16 protein-coding genes and 1 pseudogene are annotated in these 21,090 nt (G+C 63.8%); 15 read left to right on the top strand and 2 right to left on the bottom strand.

Annotated elements, in window-relative coordinates; translation table 11 throughout:
• Position 1: 1 nt before the first annotated feature.
• The 14 genes from AC1D08_RS00545 to AC1D08_RS00480 all read left to right on the top strand — a co-directional run bounded on the left by AC1D08_RS00545 (position 2) and on the right by AC1D08_RS00480 (position 16,151).
• The gene (locus AC1D08_RS00545) at positions 2–490 is read left to right on the top strand and encodes a phospholipase D-like domain-containing protein (protein WP_477422367.1); all 489 of its coding nucleotides are present in this window, start codon (positions 2–4) and stop codon (positions 488–490) included.
• Between the two features lie 9 nt (positions 491–499).
• Positions 500–2,557 carry an AIPR family protein gene (locus AC1D08_RS00540; protein WP_477422365.1) on the top strand — a complete coding sequence of 686 codons (2,058 nt, stop codon included), beginning with the start codon at positions 500–502 and terminating at the stop codon, positions 2,555–2,557.
• 106 nt (positions 2,558–2,663) lie between these two features.
• A complete protein-coding gene (locus tag AC1D08_RS00535) occupies positions 2,664–4,805 on the top strand; it encodes an ATP-binding protein (RefSeq protein WP_477422363.1) in 2,142 nt (713 codons plus the stop codon).
• Positions 4,805–6,112 (top strand): hypothetical protein, encoded by a 1,308-nt coding sequence (locus tag AC1D08_RS00530; protein ID WP_477422361.1) that lies wholly within the window; start codon positions 4,805–4,807, stop codon positions 6,110–6,112. Before AC1D08_RS00535 ends, AC1D08_RS00530 begins: the two co-directional genes overlap by 1 nt.
• Position 6,113: 1 nt before the next feature.
• The gene (locus AC1D08_RS00525; protein ID WP_477422359.1) at positions 6,114–7,937 is read left to right on the top strand and encodes a DNA cytosine methyltransferase; all 1,824 of its coding nucleotides are present in this window, start codon (positions 6,114–6,116) and stop codon (positions 7,935–7,937) included.
• A gap of 79 nt (positions 7,938–8,016) precedes the next feature.
• Positions 8,017–9,213 carry a hypothetical protein gene (locus tag AC1D08_RS00520; protein ID WP_477422357.1) on the top strand — a complete coding sequence of 399 codons (1,197 nt, stop codon included), beginning with the start codon at positions 8,017–8,019 and terminating at the stop codon, positions 9,211–9,213.
• Positions 9,214–10,314, top strand: a complete 1,101-nt coding sequence (locus AC1D08_RS00515; protein ID WP_477422355.1) for a hypothetical protein — start codon at positions 9,214–9,216, stop codon at positions 10,312–10,314. It begins immediately after the preceding gene.
• Between the two features lie 370 nt (positions 10,315–10,684).
• The gene (locus AC1D08_RS00510; protein ID WP_477422354.1) at positions 10,685–11,284 is read left to right on the top strand and encodes a recombinase family protein; all 600 of its coding nucleotides are present in this window, start codon (positions 10,685–10,687) and stop codon (positions 11,282–11,284) included.
• A gap of 69 nt (positions 11,285–11,353) precedes the next feature.
• Positions 11,354–11,830, top strand: coding sequence for a hypothetical protein (locus AC1D08_RS00505; protein ID WP_477422352.1), 477 nt, complete (start codon positions 11,354–11,356; stop codon positions 11,828–11,830).
• Between the two features lie 101 nt (positions 11,831–11,931).
• On the top strand, positions 11,932–12,522 hold the full coding sequence (locus AC1D08_RS00500) for a hypothetical protein (RefSeq protein WP_477422350.1): 591 nt from the start codon (positions 11,932–11,934) through the stop codon (positions 12,520–12,522).
• Between the two features lie 3 nt (positions 12,523–12,525).
• Positions 12,526–14,277 carry a DNA polymerase gene (locus AC1D08_RS00495; protein WP_477422348.1) on the top strand — a complete coding sequence of 584 codons (1,752 nt, stop codon included), beginning with the start codon at positions 12,526–12,528 and terminating at the stop codon, positions 14,275–14,277.
• Between the two features lie 380 nt (positions 14,278–14,657).
• Positions 14,658–15,164 (top strand): hypothetical protein, encoded by a 507-nt coding sequence (locus tag AC1D08_RS00490; RefSeq protein ID WP_477422346.1) that lies wholly within the window; start codon positions 14,658–14,660, stop codon positions 15,162–15,164.
• A 267-nt stretch (positions 15,165–15,431) separates the two neighbouring features.
• On the top strand, positions 15,432–15,752 hold the full coding sequence (locus AC1D08_RS00485; protein WP_477422344.1) for a hypothetical protein: 321 nt from the start codon (positions 15,432–15,434) through the stop codon (positions 15,750–15,752).
• A gap of 81 nt (positions 15,753–15,833) precedes the next feature.
• Positions 15,834–16,151 (top strand): hypothetical protein, encoded by a 318-nt coding sequence (locus AC1D08_RS00480; protein WP_477422645.1) that lies wholly within the window; start codon positions 15,834–15,836, stop codon positions 16,149–16,151.
• Between the two features lie 662 nt (positions 16,152–16,813).
• Here AC1D08_RS00480 and AC1D08_RS00475 read toward each other — a convergent pair.
• Positions 16,814–17,899: pseudogene (locus AC1D08_RS00475) on the bottom strand (recombinase family protein); the annotation flags it as partial.
• Here AC1D08_RS00475 and AC1D08_RS00470 point away from each other — a divergent pair.
• Positions 17,898–18,845 carry a YifB family Mg chelatase-like AAA ATPase gene (locus AC1D08_RS00470; RefSeq protein ID WP_477422343.1) on the top strand — a complete coding sequence of 316 codons (948 nt, stop codon included), beginning with the start codon at positions 17,898–17,900 and terminating at the stop codon, positions 18,843–18,845. The pseudogene AC1D08_RS00475 and the gene AC1D08_RS00470 overlap by 2 nt on opposite strands.
• Positions 18,846–18,916: 71 nt before the next feature.
• Here AC1D08_RS00470 and AC1D08_RS00465 read toward each other — a convergent pair whose 3' ends face one another.
• Complete coding sequence (locus AC1D08_RS00465; protein ID WP_477422341.1) at positions 18,917–21,088, bottom strand: malate synthase G; 2,172 nt, start codon at positions 21,086–21,088, stop codon at positions 18,917–18,919.
• Positions 21,089–21,090 lie beyond the last annotated feature (2 nt).

The following is a 21,090-nucleotide window of genomic DNA, read 5'->3' as shown; positions in this document are numbered from 1 at the left end:
CTTGGCCGAGCTGTTCGCATCCGGGATGGCCTGGGTCGGCTCGGGCGTGCGCTCGGTCGAGACGGGCCTCTGCTCGATCTTCTCGGACGCGCGTCGCCGAGTGGTCGCCTGCTGCTACTCGGTCAGCGAGGAGTTCGACCTCGCTCCCGGCTGGATCGGCGATGCGGTCACGCGTGACGTGCGGGTCGTCATGGTTGTGAACCGCGTGGCGCGGCAGGATCGCGCCGCGATGGCGCGCCTCGACGCGGTGGCGGCGGCATCGGACCTGTTCGAGTTCTGGGACTACGACGGTCCGCCGCTCCACGACCTCCACGCCAAAGTGTTCGTCCGCGACGAGCGCTATGCGCTGATCGGGTCGTCAAACCTGTCGCGTAACGGGTTGCTCCGCAACCATGAGCTCGCCGTGGCCGTGGAGGGCGATGCCGCCCGGCGTGCCGCCGACCTAGTCGTCGGGCTCACCCGCTCGACATCCGCCAGCCGCCGCTGCTAGGCTGTTCTCATGGCGGATGAAGAACTTGCGAAGGATCTCGAGCTGCTCCACGGCATGATCCTCGAGGACGCCGGCCTGGACCTCGGGCTCCCGGAAATGCGCGAGCGGTTCGCGCGACTTGGCGTCGACCACCTGATCGAGATCGGACGCGTCGACGACGGCCAGGTCGCCGCCTGGGAGGGCCCCGCGGGCCGGGGCCTCGGCCGCGTGGACGGCTACGGCATCGGCGACGAGCGTGATACGTTGGACCTGTTCGTCGTCGACGTCGAGGGCGGCTCCGCCGTCCGGTCTGTCCGCTCGGACGACCTCGACCGGCTCGCTGGCCAGGCGGGCCGCTTCGCGGAGATGGCGCTTAGGCTGAAGGATGCGCCTTCACCGGACGATGCTGCCGGCGCCATGCTGTCCAGTATTCGCGGCGTGGGCTCGCGCGTACGGCGGGTGCGCATTTTCATCTTAACCGACGCGATGTCAGCGGCGCGGCGGTTGCCGCGGCGCGAGGTCGCCGGTCTGCCGGCCGAGATCGAGGTCTGGGACCTCCCGCGCCTCGTGCGCAGTATGTCGGTCGAGGGCGGGGGCGAGCCGATCGATGTCGACTTCGAGAACTCGGAGCAGGGCTGCCAGCCCTACGTCCGGCTGGACAGCGAGGAGGGCCAGGCGACGCTCCTGATGATGGTGCCTGGCCCGGTGCTGGCGGACCTCTACGAGGAGCACGGAGCCGCGCTGCTGGAGTTCAACGTGCGCTCGTTCCTCTCGGTGCGGGGCCGCGTCAACAAGGGGATGCGGGAGACCGTCACGAGGCAGCCGGAACGCTTCGTCGCTTACAACAATGGCATCGTGATCACGGCCGAGTCCTTCTACGACCGGTTCCTTCCCGGCATCGGGAAGGCCGTCGCGCGTCTCGTGAACGTGCAGATCGTGAACGGTGGCCAAACCACGGCGACGATCCACGACGCGGCCCGTCGCGCCGGTGCGGACATCTCCCGGGTGGCGGTGGCGGCGAAGATCGTGGTCGTCGGCTCGGAGCTGCGTGACGCCATGGTCAAGCAGATCTCCCGCTACGCGAATACGCAGAACCCGATGCAGCAGGCGGACCTGTCGGCGAACGAGCCCTTCCACGTCGCCGTCGAGCGCCTCTCGCGCTCGATTTGGGCGCCTGGCGGCGAGCGGCGGTGGTTCTACGAGCGTGCGCGCGGCCAGTACGAGGTTGAACTCGCGCTGGCGGGCAGCACCGCCGCGCGGCGTGCGAAATTCCTCCGGGAGACGCCGAAGGAAGGCCGCTTCTCCAAGGTTGACCTCGCCCGCTTCCTGAACGCGTGGGGTCGCCGGCCGCACGACGTCAGCCTCGGCGGCCAGAAGAATTTCACGAGCCTCATGGAGGAGTTGCGCCGGCGCAACGGCCTGGCGTGGGAGCCGGATCAGCAGTGGTATCAAGACCTCGTCGCCATCGCGATCGTCTGGCAGGTCGCCGAGCGCATGGTGCGCTGGGAGGGCATCCCGGCATTCCGGGCGAACGTCGTCGCGTACCTCGTCGCGCTCCTGTCGTCGCGCTCGTCGAGCCGGCTCGATCTGCGGCGGATCTGGAACGCTCAGGCGGTGAGCGGGGAACTGGAGGCCATGCTGCGCGGCTGGGCCGTGCCGGTGCGCGACGCGTTGCTCGCCGGCGCGAGCAGCCGCCAGCGCAATCCCACGGAATGGTTTAAGAAGGAGGATTGCTGGACGGAAATAGACCGCATGGAGCTGGTCTTCCCGAAGGCGATGCCGCCCGAGCTGGCCGGCGAGGCTGATCGCATGGTTCAGCTGATGCCGGGCACCGACGGAACGGCCGTGGCGGGTGACCTCGCCGCCGCGCAGCGCGTGAAGCGGGTGGACGCGCAGCGCTGGATCAGCATTGCCGAGTGGGGCACCCGCTCGGGCAAGTTGCACTGGCGCCAGGCAGGGATCGCGACGACGCTGTCGGGGATGGCAGCGCAGCAGTGGCGCAGAGACCCATCGCCCAAGCAGGTCAGCGCCGCCGTCGGGATCTTGAACGTGGTCGAGGAGCACGCGCCCGAGGTCCTCGCATCGTGAGCACCCCGCCCTCCCCGTCCTGCATCTTCGCTCGCGCCATTTCTTCCTGGACGTGGGCCGTGCGTTCGACGATCATCGCGAATGAGGATCTCGGGGGTTGGGGGAATTGAGCGAAGATTCGGAACAGGTCGTCAGCCGGGCGTTCCGTCCGCGTGCGAGACTGCTGCAGCTGCTCGGCGATCAGCTGATCGGATCGCCGCGCCTGGCGCTCTTCGAGCTGGTGAAGAACGCCTACGATGCGGATGCCGACCGCGTCGAGATCACGTTCCACGACGTGGATGGCCCTGATGCCCGTATCACGGTCCGCGACAACGGCCAGGGCATGTCCATGGACACGCTCGTGGACGTGTGGCTCGTGCCGGGCGACGACCATCGCCAGCTCGACCGAGAACGGGACCTCCGCTCCCCGCGCTACCGCAGGCTGCCGCTCGGCGAGAAGGGCGTCGGGCGCTTCGCCGTGCACAAGCTCGGGGACCGCATCCGGCTGACCACCCGGGCGAGGGACCGGCTCGAGTGCGTCGTCGAGTTCGACTGGGACCGACTGCTTGAGCAGCGCTATCTGTCCGAGGCCGAGGTGACCATCGTCCAGCGCGACCCGGAGGTGTTTACAGTCGCGACCGGCACCCTTATCCAGATTGGCCGCCTGCGCGACCCCGCCTGGACCAGGGGCGAGATTCGCGACCTGTATCGCCAAGTCACATCGATCGCTTCGCCGTTCGGGGACCGCGACGACGACTTCCGCGTGGAGATGGCGGTTCCGGAGCATCCGGATTGGCTTGACCTGCCCAGTGTCGACCAGCTCCTCGGCATGGCCCCGTACACGTTCGAGTTCGACTTTGACGGCGCGCGTCTGCGCTACCACTACGAGTTCCGCGGCATCCCGGGCATCAGGCTGGAGCCACGCCTTGTCGAGCGCGAGGAGGCGCACTTCCAGCTGCCGCCCCCGCACGAGCCGGACGACCTCGATCCCGCGGACGGTCCGCGCGCGCGCGGAGGACGCAGGCCGGTTGCGAATGCATCTATGCTCGACGGCATCGGACCTATCTCGGGCCGCTTCTTCATCTTCGATCGCGACAAGAAGATCCTGCCGCGCTACCCGAACGTCCAGTTCATTGAGCGGTACTTGAACCAGAACGGCGGCGTCCGGATCTACCGCGACGGTATGCGGGTCTACAACTACGGCGAGCCGAGCGACGACTGGCTGGGGCTAGACCTCCGGCGCGTGAACGAACCCACCAAGCGTCTCAGCCGCAACATCACCGTTGGCGTTGTAGATCTCGACCTGTCTACGAGCACCGCGCTGCACGAGAAGACGAACCGTGAGGGCTTCGTGGAGAACGGGGCCTACTGGCGCCTTCAGCGGATCGTCCTCGGTGCCCTCTACGTCCTCCAGGCCGAACGCAACGTCGACAAGGACCGCATCCGGCGGGTGGTCGGCGAGCCCGGTGAGGCCGGGTTCGGGCTCGATGGCCCTCTTCGCGAGCTGCGGGCGCTCGCGCGGGAGCACGGCGTCGACGTGGTGCTCGAGCCCGCCGTCCGCCGGATCGAGAGCGAGTACACGACTCTTCGCGAGAACTTCGCGCGGTCCGGCGTGTCGCATGCCGGCCTAGCGGTCATCTTCCACGAGGTCGAGCGCGGCGTCCGGGTGCTGACGAGTTCGATCAGCGATCCGGCGGTCAGCATGGATAGCCTCCGGGAGCAGGCGGGCCAGCTCCAGAGCGTTCTCGAGACCTCGAGCCAGCTCCTGCGAAACACGGAGAGCAGGGCCGGTTCGCTGCGCGAGGTCGTCCGCACTGCGCGCGATCTAAGCCTGATCCGGTTCCGCCTTCACGGTATAAGGCTCAACTGCCCAGCGCTGCAGGAGGGATCGCCGGATGCGCGGCCGGTCTTCACGCCCGGCCTTGCGCTGGGAGCGCTGACCAACCTGATCGACAACGCGGTCCACTGGGTCAAGGTCAGGCATCCCGAGCCGGGCGAGAGGCGCATCTACGTGAACGTCGTGCCGGACTACGATGGCGGTCCGGCGATCGTCGTCGCGGACAACGGCCCCGGGTTCCAGGACGATCCGGAGGTGATGGTGGCGCCCTTCTTCACCCGCCGCCCCGGTGGCAGCGGCCTCGGTCTGTACTTCGCCAATCTCGTTATGGACTTGAACGGCGGACGCTTAGAGTTCCCGACGCCGGAGAGGGCGGAAGTGCCGGCAGGTTTCGATGGCGCGGTCGCCGCGCTAGTGTTCCGGGAGCCTTGATGTTTAGCCCTTCCCGTTACATCGCCATCGACGACGAACGCTCCGAGCTTGTGCCGTTGGTAGAGGCGCTGCACCGGATTGGAGCGCCGTGCGTCGGCATCCACTTTGACCCGCCGGGGCTTCCTGAGCCTTCGCTTTTCGCGGGCATCCGAGTGCTGTTCACCGATCTTCACCTGATCAAAATCGCCGCGTCGCCGACGCAGAACTACGACGCCGTCGCCCAAATCATTCTGACGTGCGTGCCTGCCGATCATGGGCCCTACCTTCTCGTGCTCTGGACATCGCACGAGGAGGAACGTCAGGCGCTAGCTGACCGGCTCGAGGTCGCGTTGGCGGAGGCGCCGGAGAAGATGCCGCTCGCCGTGCTCGGACTTGACAAGGGCCGCTTCCGCGCGGGCGACGGCTGGAACGGTCCGGCCCTGCAGGACGCCTTGCGGGAGCAGGTGGCCGGAATTCCGCAGCTCGCGGCATTGATGAGCTGGGAGCGCGACGTGCTGGCGGCCGCCAACGCGACGCTCGCGCTGGTCGGCGGCTTGGTTCCGCCGGACCAGCGCACGCTCGGCGCTTATGCCGGCGGTCTCGATCGCGCGCTCAGTCTTCTCGGGCTGGCAGCCGCTGGATCGGCCAGCGCAAGAGGCGATCCACGGGCCGCGGTGGCCTCGGCCCTCGCACCGGTTCTTGCCGACAGGATCATGAACCAGGGCGACCCACACAATTCGGCGGCGCTCTGGCAGCGCGCAGTGACTTTTCCGCAGGGCGGTCAGCTCACCGCCACGCAGAAGGCCAGCATGCACCGGGTAGTTCACTTCGCCGTCCCGCCGGCCGAGGCAGTGGAGCGAACCGACTGGGGTGCAGTCATCCCATTCGGCGCGGAGCAGCGCGAGGATGCGGCCATGCTGGCACGTTTCGGCGCGACCGAGACGCATCTCCGCTCCCAAGAGTTCAAGCTAAAAATGACGAGGGTCGCTGATGGACGGCTGGTGCTGGTCCGCGGTGGCGCGGCGTGCGACCAAGCCCAGAGCAATCCGGGTCCGATGCCGATGATGCTTGGGCTGCTCGCCCCGGCGAGCGCCCTGCAGCAGGGGAGCAGGAGCGCCGCGGTGCACTCCTGTCCGGAGCAGGTGCTCTTGCCCGGGGACGCGGAGCCGTCGTCGCTCCTCGTCAGTGCTCGATACACCTCGACGATGGTGCCCGCGGACCTCGTCGACTGGCCCGATCCCATCCTGCGCATCCGCGAGCAACTGCTCATGACGATCCTTGTCCACTCAGCGACGCATTCGTTTCGTCCCGGCACGCTGAGGTTCTGACGTGGCCAGGAACCTGCCTTTCCACGTAGTCGATCTCTTCGCGGGTCCGGGCGGACTCGCCGAGGGGTTCGCGTCCGTACAGACGGACGGGGAGCGACCCTTCCGCATCGCCCTTTCGGTCGAGAAGGATCCAGTCGCCCATGGCACGCTCCGCTTCCGGGCGTTCCTGCGGCAGTTCCCGGAAGGTTACCCCGACCGCTACTACGAGTTCCTGAACGATGGCATCGAGGAGCCGGACTGGGCGACTGAGTTCCCCGCCGAGTGGGCGGCCGCTGAGGCCGAGGCACTACTGCTCGAGCTCGGCAGCGAGGGTGCGGCCGAGAAGGTCCAGCCGCTCGTCGACCGCGTTCGCGACGGTTCTGCCGGTCGCACGGTGGTCATCGGTGGCCCCCCCTGCCAAGCCTACTCGATCGTGGGTCGGGCGCGGAACAAGGGCAAGGCAGGCTACAAGCCCGCTAAGGACGGGCGGCACTTCCTCTACCGCGAGTACATTGCGATCCTCGAGCGAATCCGCCCGGCCGCGTTCGTCATGGAGAATGTGAAGGGGATTCTCTCCTCCTCAGTGGACGGCAAGGCGATCTTTTCGCAGGTCTTAGCCGACTTACGTGCCATCGGTGGCGAGACCCGCGCCTACGAGCTCCTTGCCTTCGTGCGGGCCGGCGACGGCTCGGTCCGGCTCGTTCCGACGCTGGAGCCGCGCGACTTCATCATCTGCGCCGAGGACTTCGGCGTTCCCCAGGCCAGGCACCGGGTCATCATTATCGGCGTCCGCCGTGATGCGGTTGCCCGGGATCTCCTATTCAGGGTTCCGGACGCGTCGGCGGCCTGGGCCGCCTCCGCGCCCGCGAGGGCGAGCGTACGGCACGTCCTGACCGGACTCCCGGCGCTACGGAGCGGCCTCAGCAGCGGCGACTCTTCCAGAGACTGGGCGAGCCGGATGCGAGAGGCGATGAAGACCGTCGCGGCCGCGACTGCGGGCGGAAGCGACGCGCTCCGGAAGGTCCGGGAGGTGTTGGTCGGCATGGAGAGCCGGTTCGCCCCCCCCAGCCTACTGCCCCCCCGGACCGGCGACGATGTCGGCACCATGCACCCCGACTGTCCGCCTGGACTCAGGCAATGGCTCATCGATTCTCGGTTGCGGAAGGTCACCGGCCACGCGAGCAGGGGGCACATGCCGTCCGATCTCGCGCGGTACCTGTTCGTCGCCACCTTCGCCTTGGCGCACGGCCGGTCGCCGGTCGCGCGCGAGTTCCCCGCGGCGCTCGCTCCCGACCACCGGAACTGGGACAGCGGGCACTTCGCCGACCGGTTCAGGGCGCAGCTTTGGGACGCCCCATCGACGACGATCACGAGCCACATCGCAAAGGACGGCCACTACTTCATCCACCCGGACCCAGCGCAGTGCCGCGCACTCACCGTCCGCGAGGCGGCCCGGCTCCAGACCTTTCCCGACAACTACCGGTTCCTTGGAAACAGGACCCAGCAGTTCGTTCAGGTGGGCAACGCCGTCCCGCCCCTGCTCGCGAGGCAGATCGCCGAGGCGCTACACAGTCTTCTTACCGCCAGCACCGCTAAGCCAGACCAAGACATCGGGATGCCGTCTGCGGACGCGCGACTTTCTGCTCGGCCCGGGGACGACGGCGACGACCGCGGCCACCAGAACGTCGTCGCCCTCGACGGCGTCGAGGCGCCGGCTGACGACAACGAGCTGCGTGATCGGGCTGCGCAGCCCGTCCGGCACCAAGTGCTGCGGCTTAAAGAGCAGAGGGATGTCCGCGGCAGGAACGTGCCGTGGCGTAAGGTGCGCTCGGGGCGCCGGCGATGATGATGACAATGCCGGCGTTGGCAGGGCTTCGCCATTAGACTAGCCTGATGGAGAGTACGTTGGAGATGGCGGTAGAGCGATGACGATCACGATACTCGGCTCAGCGGTCGACGTCCGCACCGGCACGCCGGTCGTCTACGCGCAGATGACCATGCCGGAATATCTGGCGATCGTTGGCAAGAGGTTCGAGGACTTCCACCTCCAGCGCCGGCGCGAGAAGCACAAGGCCTATGGTCGGCTCGAGGCCGACATCAGGGACGGCGCCCTTCTTCCCTCGATCACGCTTGCCGTGAAGCTGGAGAGGGTCGCAGACATCATGCCTTCCTATGATGATTACCGGACGGACCCTGGGAGGGCCGGCCCGCTCGCAGCAGCGCTGAACACTCCTGGAACCGTGGACATCTTGGATGGACTGCAGCGCACCTACATCATGCGGGATCTCGCGGAGAAAGGGGAGACCTTCAAGCCGGATCAGAGGATCCTCGTCGAGTTCTGGCTCGAGCGGGACCTGCACAACCTCATTTACCGCATCATCGTTCTGAACGCCGGCCAGAAGCCGATGTCGATCCGGCACCAGCTCGAGCTGCTCTTCTCGTCTCTGCAGGAGTCCATTCTGAAGCGCCTACCGGGCTTAGAGATCTATCTCGAACGCGAGAACACCCGCCGCACCAAGCCGAAGAAGTTCGCCTTCGATGTCGTCGTGAACGCCTACCAGGCGATGATCACCGGTTCTCCGGAAGTCCAGAAGACCAACCTCGTCGCTAACGAGCTCATCGAAAACAGTGCGCTGGATCTCGGCGAGCAGGGCGTCTCGGAGCAGTTCGATCGCTTCGTCGAGATGCTGAAGAGGTACGTCGAATTCGACGATCAGACTGCGCGGATCTACGAGGAGGGGCTGATGATCGCGGATGTCGATGACGACGCGAACCCTCGCGGGACTGGTCAGAAGGGTTCGGCGGGCATCGCAAACTGGTTCGCGACGAGCAACGTCATGGCGTCATTCTTCGCCGCGGTCGCTCAATTCGGAAATACCGACCAGCGGAGGCGCCGGGCGGGGGAGGCGCTTGAGGCACTGGGGCGCATCCTACAGGACGCATCGAAGGCATCGGACCCCCTCGGGCTGGAGGAGTTCGCGAAGCTCCGGTCCGGGTTCAATCCGCGCAAGGTCAATGTCGGCGTCGCCACGCGCCGGCTTCTCACCAACGGCTTCAAGGAGTTCTTCCGGGAAGGCGGCGACGTTCCGCTGGCCGACTGCTGGACAATAGCGGTCGAATGAATGGAGGCCGGTGAGATCACCGCCGCCGCGGCGGCCGGGCTCCTGCCCAAGGTTGAAGACGTCGACCCCGCCACGGCTCGCATGGAGGGTGACTACCTCATCGTTGGCGGCCGCGTCGCCATGCCCGTAGACGGGGTCGCCTGGGCGCTCGATCGGGCGAGCGATCTTCTGATCTTGGATGAGCTCAGCGCACCACTCGGCGTTCTCTGTCTCGTCGCCGGCCGTGACGCGAGGAACCTGCAGGAGCTCACGCGCTACGAGTACACGGCGCTGCTGGCGGACGCGCCCAGCGTAGATACCCTGCTGGGTCCGGTGCGCTTCTCGCGCGACTATGCCGTCATCGAGGAGGTGGAATTCGGACGTTACCTAGAGCACTATCGGATGGGGTCCGCGATCTGGGGCGGGTTCAGCCACGGAACGTCGCCTGGGAGTGGATCGGGCACCGTCGCCGAGATCCGGGCGCGAAGGGATGTAATCGCCCCCACCTCGCACCACGAGAGCTCTTTTCGCCGCCTCACGCGCGCCACCGGTCCGCGCGAGCAGTTCCTCCGCATGTATCACACGGTGGAGCTGCTGTTCGATTACGTCACCTACCGCCATCTGGTAAAGGCGGGCGACGACCTCGTCGATTTTGGGAAGATTATGTCGTCCTATCAGCGTGCCGAACTGGCGCGGCTGAAGGGGATCGTGCGCGAGTTTTGTCGGAACTTCGACGCGATCGCTGCGACGATGACTAAGCTAGAGCAGTTCCTCGTCCCAGCGCAGGAGATGTTCCAGCTGCACGGCAAGGATGGGAACCCGCTCTCCGACGAGCCGAAGTGGAATGCGTTCCGGGATCTAATCGAGGCTGGCCCGCTTGCCCGTTCAAGCGCGAAGACCACCATCCTCGCGAAGAACGACGAGGCTTTCGACACCCTGATCGCAAACTTGGCCGCCTACCAAATCTACCGGATGAGGAGTTCGATCGCGCACAATCGCATCGGCGAGTATCTGCTGACGGACGCGGACGACGCGATGATCACGGGCTTCGGCCTGCCGCTGCTGCAGGAGGTGGCGGAACAGGTGTTCAGCAGCTCGGAGCTCGCCGCATTGGTCACCTGAGACGGTGAAACGAATAGGGGGGCGCGTCGGAAGGCGAATTGGAAGGTCGGGGACAATCTCATACAATGTAACGGTTCACATCGGCGAGAGCATCGCGATCGCCAAGCATGTGATTTGCCCGACCGTGATCCGGGCAACCATCCAGACCGACTCAGGGCCGATAGAGATGCAGTTCGACAAGCCCTATACCCAGCCAGACCGTTAACGGGCCGCTGCCACTTGTTTGCCGACTATCTTTTCGTGGCGGTCCACTGAACCTTGGTCGTGTGGACCGGTCCCGCACGACGAGGCCTCCCCGGTCCACGACATTCGCATGTACTTTGGACCAGTTCAGTTTACAGAGGCCACCTCAGGGGACCGAGGAGGCTGAATGTTAGTTGGCTATGCGCGCACTTCGACACTCGATCAAGAAGCTGGCCTAGCAGCCCAGGTGAGGGATCTGGCTGGCCTGGGATGCGAGAAGATTTTCAGCGAACAGGTATCCGCCTTGGCTCGGCGAGAGGCACTTGAATCGGCCATCGATTTTACCCGCGAAGGTGACACCCTTGTGGTGACGAAACTGGACCGTCTCGCCCGGTCAGTGAAACACATGTGGGAGATTCTCGATAGGCTCGCGTGCAAGGCCGTTGGAGTCAGAATTGAAAGCATGGGCATCGACACTGGAACACCGACGGGCAAACTGATGTTAAGCGTTTTGGCCGGGGTCGCCGAATTCGAGCGCGAAATGATGCTTGAGCGACAGCGAGAAGGGATCGCGACGGCCAAGGCCGAGGGTAAATATAGAGGCCGAAAGCCAAAGGCGCCGGGTCGTGCCACCGAGATCCTCGCCCTGCGCCAGTCCGGTGCCAGCCTGAACGCAATCTCACGGCAGCTTCGAATCGGCAAGGCCACCGTATTCCGGTTCCTTAGCGCGGTGGACGCCCCGCCCGTCGGCCAAGCCTCCTCGGATACCGACGCCCCTACTATATAAGGAGAATATGGACCGGTTTCGCACCGGCGCGAAGCTTTGCCGGTCCAGTTCACCACGAGAAGAACCGCCATGCCCTTGTCGCAGTCCGAACGTGCCGCCGTCGTCGACCGAATCGTCGAGAGTCGCTTTCCGTCTGGGGTGTTGAATTTGAGCGGCGGGGACGAAGCTGAAGAGTCGCGTCAAAATGAAATGCGCAAGGACGCGACGTCGGAGCGCGCTCGCCTGCTGGCTTTGTCGGACGACGATCTTGAAAGCGAATTGGAGTTCTCGGGCGCCGCGGATATGGGTCTCATAGCCCCGCAGCAGGCGCGATCAGCGCCAAAGGGCCAGCCCTCGAACGAACGGCTTTCTGACGGACTTACGACCCGAACGAAGGTCGCTGCATCGATCGAGAAATTGCGGTCCAGATACGGCGACGCCCGCCCCAGCGGCGTTTCCGAAAAAAACATGCTGACCCGGCTCAATCTCGACCTGAGGTCCGACGGCAAGGACGAAGTCAGCGTCGAGACGCTCCGGCGAGCGAAGAAGGCTGCATGGCCTGGCTGACAGCAGTTGGCCGAATTTGACTGTCTTTGACATTGGCGTCCCGAGCCCGGTTTCTGCGACATTTCGGCATCGCGATGATCCCGAAACCGAAAGGCAGAAACATGAGCGACTCCAACGACTACAAGGCCCTGCCGGCCGCCAAACCCAGCGTCTTCGATGATCTCAACGCCGTCCGCATCAACCCTTCGGATATGCTTCACGAAGTTGCAGAAGTCCTCGCCACTATCCCTGTACGCAAGCCAGCGCGCCAGGAGTTTTTCCGCATCTGCCCAGATTCGGAAATGTCGCTGACCACAGCAGTCTTCATCGACAAACAGGACCGAGATACGACCTACTTCGTGTCACCGGCGATCCGGGGCGCGATGTCGGGTGAAGAGCGGATCGCCACGCTATACCACTTCGTCACCACGACCGGGGTCATGGGCATCTGGCCGATTGCCTTGCCGCTTGAGGGCAGACAGTGCGCTTGGACCGGCTCGAAGCTGATGGCGATCGAAGAGGCAAAAAGGGGCTGGGTTCGGATAGTGGCCGACACAAATCTCGGCGCCTACCGCATCTACCGCGCCCAGGGAGCTCTCGAAGACGCAAAGTTCTCGACTATGTCGATCAATGAGATGCTGAAGATCGCATTCAACGGCCGCGTGATCGAGACCGAGGACCATCCCATTATCCACCGGCTGCGGGGTCTTTGAATCATGGTTGACCTCAAGGGCAAGGGCGGCGGCGTGACCGCCGCCTTCAAGGAAATTTGGTTTGTTGACTTCGAGTTCAACGGCGAGCCGGAACGACCGAATCCTGTCTGTATGGCGGCTCACGAGCTGAAGAGTGGCCGAATCCTGAAGCTGTGGCGGACCCAGCTTAACCGGTTGACCCAGGCTCCTTTCGACGTTGGCCCGGATAGCCTCTTTGTCGCTTACTTCTCGCCAGCGGAATTTTCCTGCTTTCTGGAGCTGGGCTGGCCTCTCCCCGAGCGCGTGCTCGACCTTTTCGTTGAGCACCGGGTCCAGACGAACGCGTTCGACACCCGGGTCGGGAACTCGCTGTTGGGCGCTATGGCCATCCGGGGCATCGGACACATTGACGTTGCAGAGAAGGAGCGCCTTCGCGAGCTGATTCTCGGCAGCCAGTCTTGGTCGATATCGGAGCGAGCGGAGATCCTCGACTATTGCAGAAGTGACGCTGTCGCCCTGGAAGCTTTGTTTCGCGAGATGACGCCCGAGATTGATTTGGGCAGGGCCTTGCTGCGTGGCCGATACATGACTGCTGTTGCCAAAATCGTGCGCAACGGGATCCCAGTCGATCATGAGATTTACCGCCGAGCCTGTGACAATTGGGTCGGCATGAAGGCCGGCCTCATCGCAGATGTAGATCGCCAGTTCGGAGTCTTCGAGCAGACGACATTCAAGATCGACCGGTTCGCCAGATTTTTGGCTGCCACCGGTATTCCTTGGCCTCGCCTCCCTTCGGGCTCGCTCGCGCTGGACGATGGAGCGTTCAACAGGATGGCCGACAGCTATCCGAGTATCCGCCCACTTCACGAGCTGCGCAGGACCCTGGCTAGGATGAACGGGGCCGGGCTGCAGATAAATTCCGACGGGCGGAACAGGTGCGCGCTTTCGCCCTTTTCGTCAGTGACCGGCCGGAACCAGCCATCGACTTCGAAGCAGATCTACGGGCCTGCGCGATGGATGCGCCAACTGATCAGGCCCGAAGCTGGAAGCGCCTTAGCATACGTAGACTGGGCAGCCCAGGAGATCGGCATCGCCGCCGGACTATCCGGCGACGAGCGACTTGGCGACGCCTATTCCTCCGGCGACCCTTATATGCGGTTCGCGATCGACGCAGGACTTGCACCGACCGGGGCCAGTGCCCTGTCGCACCCAGATGTACGAAGGGTTTGCAAGGCGATCGTTCTGGGCGTCGGCTACGGTATGGGAAAGGATGCGCTGGCAGCGAAGGCCGGAATCACAACCGTGGAAGCTGCTGATTTGCTGTTGAGGCACAAGCGAATCTACAATCGCTATTGGCGATTTATCCAAGAAGCGGTCGATAGCGCCTACATCAACCGTGGGCTTCAGTCGACTTTCGGGTGGAAGGCCCGTGTCGGCCGCGAAACTAGGCCAACTTCGTTGATGAACTTTCCAATGCAAGCCAACGGGGCTGAGATGATGCGGATCGCGGCCATAGCCGCTGTCGAGGAGGGGATTCGAGTAGCTGCCCCGGTGCATGATGCGTTTCTTATCGAATGCCCAATCGGAGAATTGGATGCGCGGGTAGCAGAGATGCAGGCAATCATGACCAGAGCGGGCGAGGCCGTCTGCGGTCTGTCGCTCAGGACAGACGCTGCCGTCGTCCGGGCGCCTGACCGGTTCATGGACGAGAAGGGTGCCGACATGTGGGCGCGAATTGTTGGCAGGCTTCACGGGGAAGATCACGATGAGGGCTGAACGCAAGAAGACCTTTGGCCGCTCCTTCTCAGAGGTCGAAGTCGGCACTCCATTTTCTGTAGCTAAGGCTCAGCGGAAGAAGGCCAGATTCCTGAGAGGGCCAATCCCGTTCGAGCAAATCGCTACTGCTTCCAAGCTGGAGGGAAAATGCTTGGCGGTTCTGGTCGCTGTCTACCATCAGCAGGCATTGACCGGTTCTGACTGGGTTTCGATGCCAAGGCACCTATTGGATGACCTCGGCGTCGATAAGGATGCGAAATCTCGCGGCCTCCGTCTGCTCGCTGCTCATGGTTTGGTGGAATTGTACCAGCGTCCGGGCGCTAGTGCCCGGGTCAGGTTGGCGCCGACCCTAAGTACCGCAAAGTCGGTCGGGAGCGGTCATGACGCGAGAGCAGCGAGAGCGCTACAAAAGTGCTCTGGTCGAGACGATTTCGAGATTGAGAAGGCCGCTGTTCCATGTCACGGCGATGCTGGCGCCGAATTCGACTTGTCCAGCCCTTGAGGATGCGTTGGTTGGCTGGGCGGCGCGCGTCGATCGCTTTTACCTTGGCCGGAGTTGGCACAAGTCGGAATGCCGAATGGCGGGACTAGCATTTTTCGAGCTCTATCCCGACATTCATGGCCACTTGGTAGTCGCGCCGCCCAGCAAAGCCTCGGCGCTGCACTTTCTGCTAAACGCTCAGTTTTGGTTCGCGCCTGACCGTGTCGTTGAGCTTCGAGGATCCCGCCCTAGGCCAATCGCAACCAAGGGCAAGATGATGATTCAACAGGTCGCCGATACAGATCTGGATCTCGCCCGAGTCGTAGCCTACTCTGCCAAAGAGATAGAGTACCGGAACGGCGCCATGACCGACTGGAAATTCATCCGCGATCTTTCCCGTCACTAACGCCTTTTGCCATTATCGTCTTTGCGGCTTCCTTCGCCACGCGTCGGTCGCCCCGGTCCGGAAATAGCAACCGGGTATCGCCAATCTCCGTCACCAGTCTGGTGTGGAGAATGACAGAATATTGAACCCGGGCGGCTCCGCCACTGCGCGGCTGGCTCTAGGTCATGACAAGACCCTTGATGGTTTGAAGCTCGGTCGGCTTCAACGTCTGGCGAGGCCCTCCTAGGTCTCCTATATGCGCTTCCGCATGATCATGAGGGTTTCGCAATGCCAGTGTTGTTTAAGAATGATCAATGGGCAGTCGACGAGTTCGGCCTTGTCTCCGTTCCGCCAGCATCACCCAGCGAGTACCTGATCGCCGCCGAGGCCCTGCTTGAAAGAGGGGGCGTTGGAGGCGGGCAACTCTACGACTGGCCATTTCAGGTGCTGGAAAAGAGCTGGGTCGACGAGGACGCCTTTATCAAGGCCTTTCGGCGGTCGATTGAAATCCACGCGGGTCGATACCCAGGCCGAGTTGATCATGACGTCTTGGAAAAAAGCATCGCCGCTGCTCTCGCCAGGAAGGCCAAAACCCGCTCCGGCACATAGCAGTCGAACTCGACCCATGTAACGCCCTGTCCATGCCCAAACAATCAGGGTACTGAGACGCCCCTGCAAAAGGGGTGCGCCATGTGGATATGTTTCAAAGAAGGGTTTGTTTCAGCGGTTCGGGATCAAAACAACCCAGACAATCTGGTCGTCCGGGCCCGGAACCTCAGCCATCTGGAAGCGCTCTTTCCTAACCAGGAGATCACCATGTCGCCCGACGCCGACTACGCATGTCGGGTTTATGCTTCCAAGGCTGAGTTCAGCGACCTTCTGGCCAGGAAATCTGCGGCTATCGACTATCCGAACTTCAAGGCCAGCGTGGTGGATCGGCGTCTTCATCAGTTGTACGCCGAGTTCTGGCGGCTCCACCTGCGCTACCAATGGGCCAACGGCAATTAGCGTTGCCTGTCCGCCGGAAATAATGATCGATAAACTTGGCTTTCACCGGCGGTTGAATCGGCCGGTCGGGGATGGACGAGCCGGTTCGTGCCGTCCTTGAAGAAGACGTTGAAATGACGCGCCGAACGGTCCGGCACTCTGAAATCTGAGGCCGAGGAACGGCCATCGCCCCCATTGAAGAAGTCGTGCTCTTCTCTTGTCATCTCGATGAGGTTTCCGGCATTTGGTCCCCTGTCACCCAAAGTGGCAACTTCGACCCCCGAGACGAGTGACTTGAGCCTACCGGCCAAATTTGCGCGAAGCCTATATCTGTCGTCTCCGGCGCGGCTACGCATGTCGGACACTAGGTTCTGAATCTCTTCACGGCTCTCGACGAAATTGGCCATCTCAGCGTCGATGCGACGCCGCTCCCCCACGAGCCGGTCGCTATCTACTGATAGCCCGTCGATTTCCTGCTGAACTCTGGCGAGCTCGCCCTTCAAGAAGTCGGTTGGCATTTCCTGGTCGAGCAGTAGCCGGAACGTCCTGTCTCGCTCCTTCTCAAGCCGAACCAGTTTGCCCTCCAGTGATTGAAGCTCCCTCTCGATGTTCTGTCGTTCGCAGGAATCACCCTGGGGCTGGAGGAGTGACTCGAGATCGATCTCTTCGACGAACGTCAAGAACGATGACTCAAAGTCATCGTAGCGCCAAGCCACGTTGTCACAGCCGAGGCCCCGCCGCGCGTTGTCGCAGGTTAGGTACACACCGCCCTTTGGACCTTGGCCCTTGTTGATGAAGTGCATCTGCGCACCGCAATACGCGCAGCGAGCCAACCCGGAGAACAGGTTGCTGACGAACTGGCCCTTTCGCCCGGCTCCACCGACTCGTCGCTGTGAACGCCCAGCCTGGACCATGAGATAGAGTTGCTCATCAACGACCGGTGGAAAGTAGTTCGGGATGACGGCCCCTGTGGCGATCCGCCGACCGTCGACAATCCTGTGCGGCTGGTATTCCCCGATGGCTGCGCGACTGGTGAGGATTTTCCCGATGTACGAGGTCTGCCACCCCTTCGATCGACCAAACGGTGCGACACCTGATTTGTTCAGCCGTCTTGCAATGGCGTAGCTGCCAAGGCCAGCCGCCGCATCCTCGAAGATTGATCTCACGACCAGGGCACGTTTTTCATTCACCTCGAAGGATTTGCGATCCAAAGACAAGGACAGCCAAGCCGGCGACAGCGCTGTCAGCTTCCTGTCATCTATCTTGTCACGCTTGTTCGTCCATGCCGCGCTCAACCGGCGGCTCTTCATCTGCGATTCCTCGTGGGCTCGGCTCATGATCGCCAGCGACACGACCAACTGGCTGAAGTCCGTTGTTTCGGCGGTGTAGACTTGGCCATCCGCCAGCGTGACGAGCCTAACTCCGGCCTTGATCAGATCCGTGAAGATCGAGAGCGACGTGAAGACATTTTGCCGGCTAAGGCGATCAAGGGATTCGACCAAGAGGTATGAACCGACGGGGACCTGGCCATTCCTGACTGACCGCAGGAACCGGCCGAGGCTGGATTCCGCCGCGAGGTTGGCGCCCCTGAAGGCCGACACACCTAGGTCTTCCAGCTGGAACTCTTTGACTAGTTCCAGCTCGTGGTCCTTGGCGTATTCCTCCGACAGTTCGAGCTGACGGCGACGGCTGTCGCCCCGCAGCTGAATATCGGTCGACATCCGGATGTAGGAATACGCTCTCGGGCGGCTGGGTAATTTTCTTGCCATGCCGGACCGAACTATACGCCATTGTCATCAGTGTCAATTAATTGACCATAATGTCTTGATGATCGGGCCGCCTGGATCGGGCAAGTCGATGCTGGCGCAGCGGCTGCCGTCGATCCTGCCGCCGCTGGCGCCGAAGGAGCTTCTGGAAGTCTCGATGATCGCCTCGGTGGCGGGAGAACTCGGCGAAGGCAAGCTGACCGACCGGCGGCCGTTCCGCGCGCCGCACCATTCGGCCTCGATGGCGGCGATGGTCGGTGGCGGCATACGCGCCCGGCCGGGCGAAGTGTCGCTCGCCCATCACGGCGTGCTGTTCCTCGACGAGTTTCCCGAATTCACGCCGCAGACGCTCGACGCGCTGCGCCAGCCGCTGGAGACCGGCGACTGCATGATCGCGCGCGCCAACCATCGGGTCACCTATCCGGCGCGCATCCAGCTGGTCGCGGCGATGAATCCGTGCCGCTGCGGCATGGCGGGTGAGCCGGGCTATCGTTGCCTGCGCGGCGAGCGCTGCCGCACCGATTATCAGGCGCGCATCTCGGGCCCGCTGCTCGACCGCATCGATCTCAGGATCGAGGTACCGGCGGTGTCGGCCAGCGACCTGATTCGGCCTGACCGGGCGGAGAAGAGTGCTTCCGTGGCGCTGCGCGTGGCACGGGCCCGCACCATCCAACGCGAGCGTTTCGAACGGCTCGGCGTCAGCGCCACGACCAACGCGCATTGCGCGCCGGCGGTCATCGAGGAGATCGCCATGCCGGATGCCGCCGGCCTGTCGCTGCTCAAGGACGCCAGCGAGAAGCTCGCCTTTTCAGCGCGGGCCTATCATCGCGTGCTGAAAGTGGCGCGCACACTGGCCGATCTCGACGCCAGCGAAACCGTCGGCCGCATCCATCTGGCCGAGGCGATTTCCTACCGCATGAGTTCGGAGCGCGTGGCGCAGGCGGCGTGACGCCCCCTCGCCCTTCAAGGCTGGAAACGCAAGCGGCGGCACCTTGCCCTTGGCTCTGATGAAACTTCGGCTCAGTCCGAGGCGCGTGCCTTCAGTTCCAGCCGCCGCGCGTGCAGCACCGGCTCGGTGTAGCCGTTGGGCTGGATGCGGCCCTTGAAGACCAGGTCGCAGGCGGCCTGGAAGGCGATGGAGTTGTCGAAGTCGGCCGCCATAGGCTGATAGAGCGGGTCGCCGACATTCTGCAGGTCGACGATGGCCGCCATGCGCCGCAGGGAATCCATCACCTGGATGCGCGAGCAGACGTCGTGATGCAGCCAGTTGGCGATGTGCTGGGAGGAAATCCGCAGCGTGGCGCGGTCCTCCATCAGGCCGACATCGTTGATGTCGGGGACTTTCGAGCAGCCGACGCCCTGGTCGATCCAGCGCACGACGTAGCCCAGGATGCCCTGCGCGTTGTTGTCGAGCTCGCGCTGGATCTCGTCCGGCGTCCAGTTCGGCCGCACGGCCACCGGCACCGACAGGATATCGTCGAGCTTGGCCTTGGGCCGATTCTTCAGCGCCGCCTGCACGGCGTGGACATCGACCTTGTGGTAGTGCGTGGCATGCAGCGTCGCCGCTGTCGGCGACGGCACCCAGGCGGTGTTGGCGCCGGCCTTGGGGTGGGCGATCTTCTGTTCCAGCATCGCCGCCATCAAATCCGGCATCGCCCACATGCCCTTGCCGATCTGTGCGTGGCCGGCCAGCCCGCATTCGAGCCCGGTGTCGACATTCCAGGCCTCGTAGGCGGAAATCCAGGCGGCCTGCTTCATGTCGCCCTTGCGGATCATCGGGCCGGCTTCCATCGAGGTGTGGATCTCGTCGCCGGTGCGGTCGAGGAAGCCGGTGTTGATGAACACCACACGTTCCCTGGCGGCGCGGATGGCCTCCTTGAGGTTGACGGTGGTGCGCCGCTCCTCGTCCATGATGCCCATCTTGATGGTGTTCTTCGCCATGCCGAGCAGGGCTTCGACGCGGTCGAATATCTCGACGGCGAAGGCGACTTCCTCCGGCCCGTGCATCTTGGGCTTCACGACATACATCGAGCCGGCGCGGGAGTTGGCGCGGCGACCCTTCGGCGCGACATCGTGCAGCGCGATCGACGCCGTCATCGCCGCATCCATGATGCCTTCCGGCACCTCGTTGCCGTCGCGATCCAGGATCGCCGGATTGGTCATCAGGTGGCCGACATTCCTGACCAGCATCAGCGAGCGGCCGGGCACGGTCAGCGTGCCGCCGGCGGGCGCGGTGTAGGCGCGGTCGGGGTTGAGCTTGCGAACAAAACTCTTGCCGCCCTTGGTGATCTCTTCCGCCAAATCGCCCTTCATCAGGCCGAGCCAGTTGCGGTAGACGACGACCTTGTCCTCAGCATCCACCGCCGCGACCGAATCCTCGCAGTCCTGGATGGTGGTCAATGCCGATTCCAGGATGACATCGGCGATGCCTGCCGGATCGGTCCTGCCGATCTGGTTGTTGCGGTCGATGACGATCTCGATGTGCAGGCCGTTCTTGACCAGGAGCACGGCTTCAGGGTTGGCGGCGTCGCCGCGATAGCCGGCGAATTGCTTGGTATTGGCGAGTGTCGTGACACCGGCACCCTCGCCCAGCCGCAGCATGCCGTTGATAAACGAAAGCCCGTTGACGCCCGCCCACTTGCCCGAGGTGAGCGGCACCGACTGGTCGAGGAAGTCCTTAGCCCAGGCAACCACCTTGGCGCCGCGCGCCGGATTGAAGCTCTTGCCTTTCCCGGCGCCGTCGGTTTCGGGAATGGCGTCGGTGCCATAGAGCGCATCGTAGAGCGAACCCCAGCGCGCATTGGCGGCGTTGAGCGCGTAGCGGGCATTCATCACCGGCACGACCAGCTGCGGGCCGGCAACGACTGCGATTTCCGGATCGACATTTTCGGTCGACACGCTGAAGGCCGGCCCCTCGGGGACGAGATAGCCAATCTCCTTCAGGAAGGTCTTGTAGGCCCCCATGTCGACGGGCGCGCTATGGTCGCGATACCAGCCGTCGAGCTTCTCCTGCATGGCGTCGCGTTTTGCCAGCAGCGCCCGGTTCTTCGGCGCCAGGTCATGGACAATGACCGAGAAGCCGTTCCAGAAGTCGGCCGCTTCGATGCCGGTGCCGGGCAGCACCTCGCCAGCCACAAAATCATGCAGCTCGCGGGCAATCCGCAATCCGGCGATCTCGATGCGATCGGTCATCA

This window comes from Mesorhizobium sp. P2_E6 (genome assembly GCF_056403835.1).
This window is presented reverse-complemented; position numbering and strand designations above follow the sequence as displayed.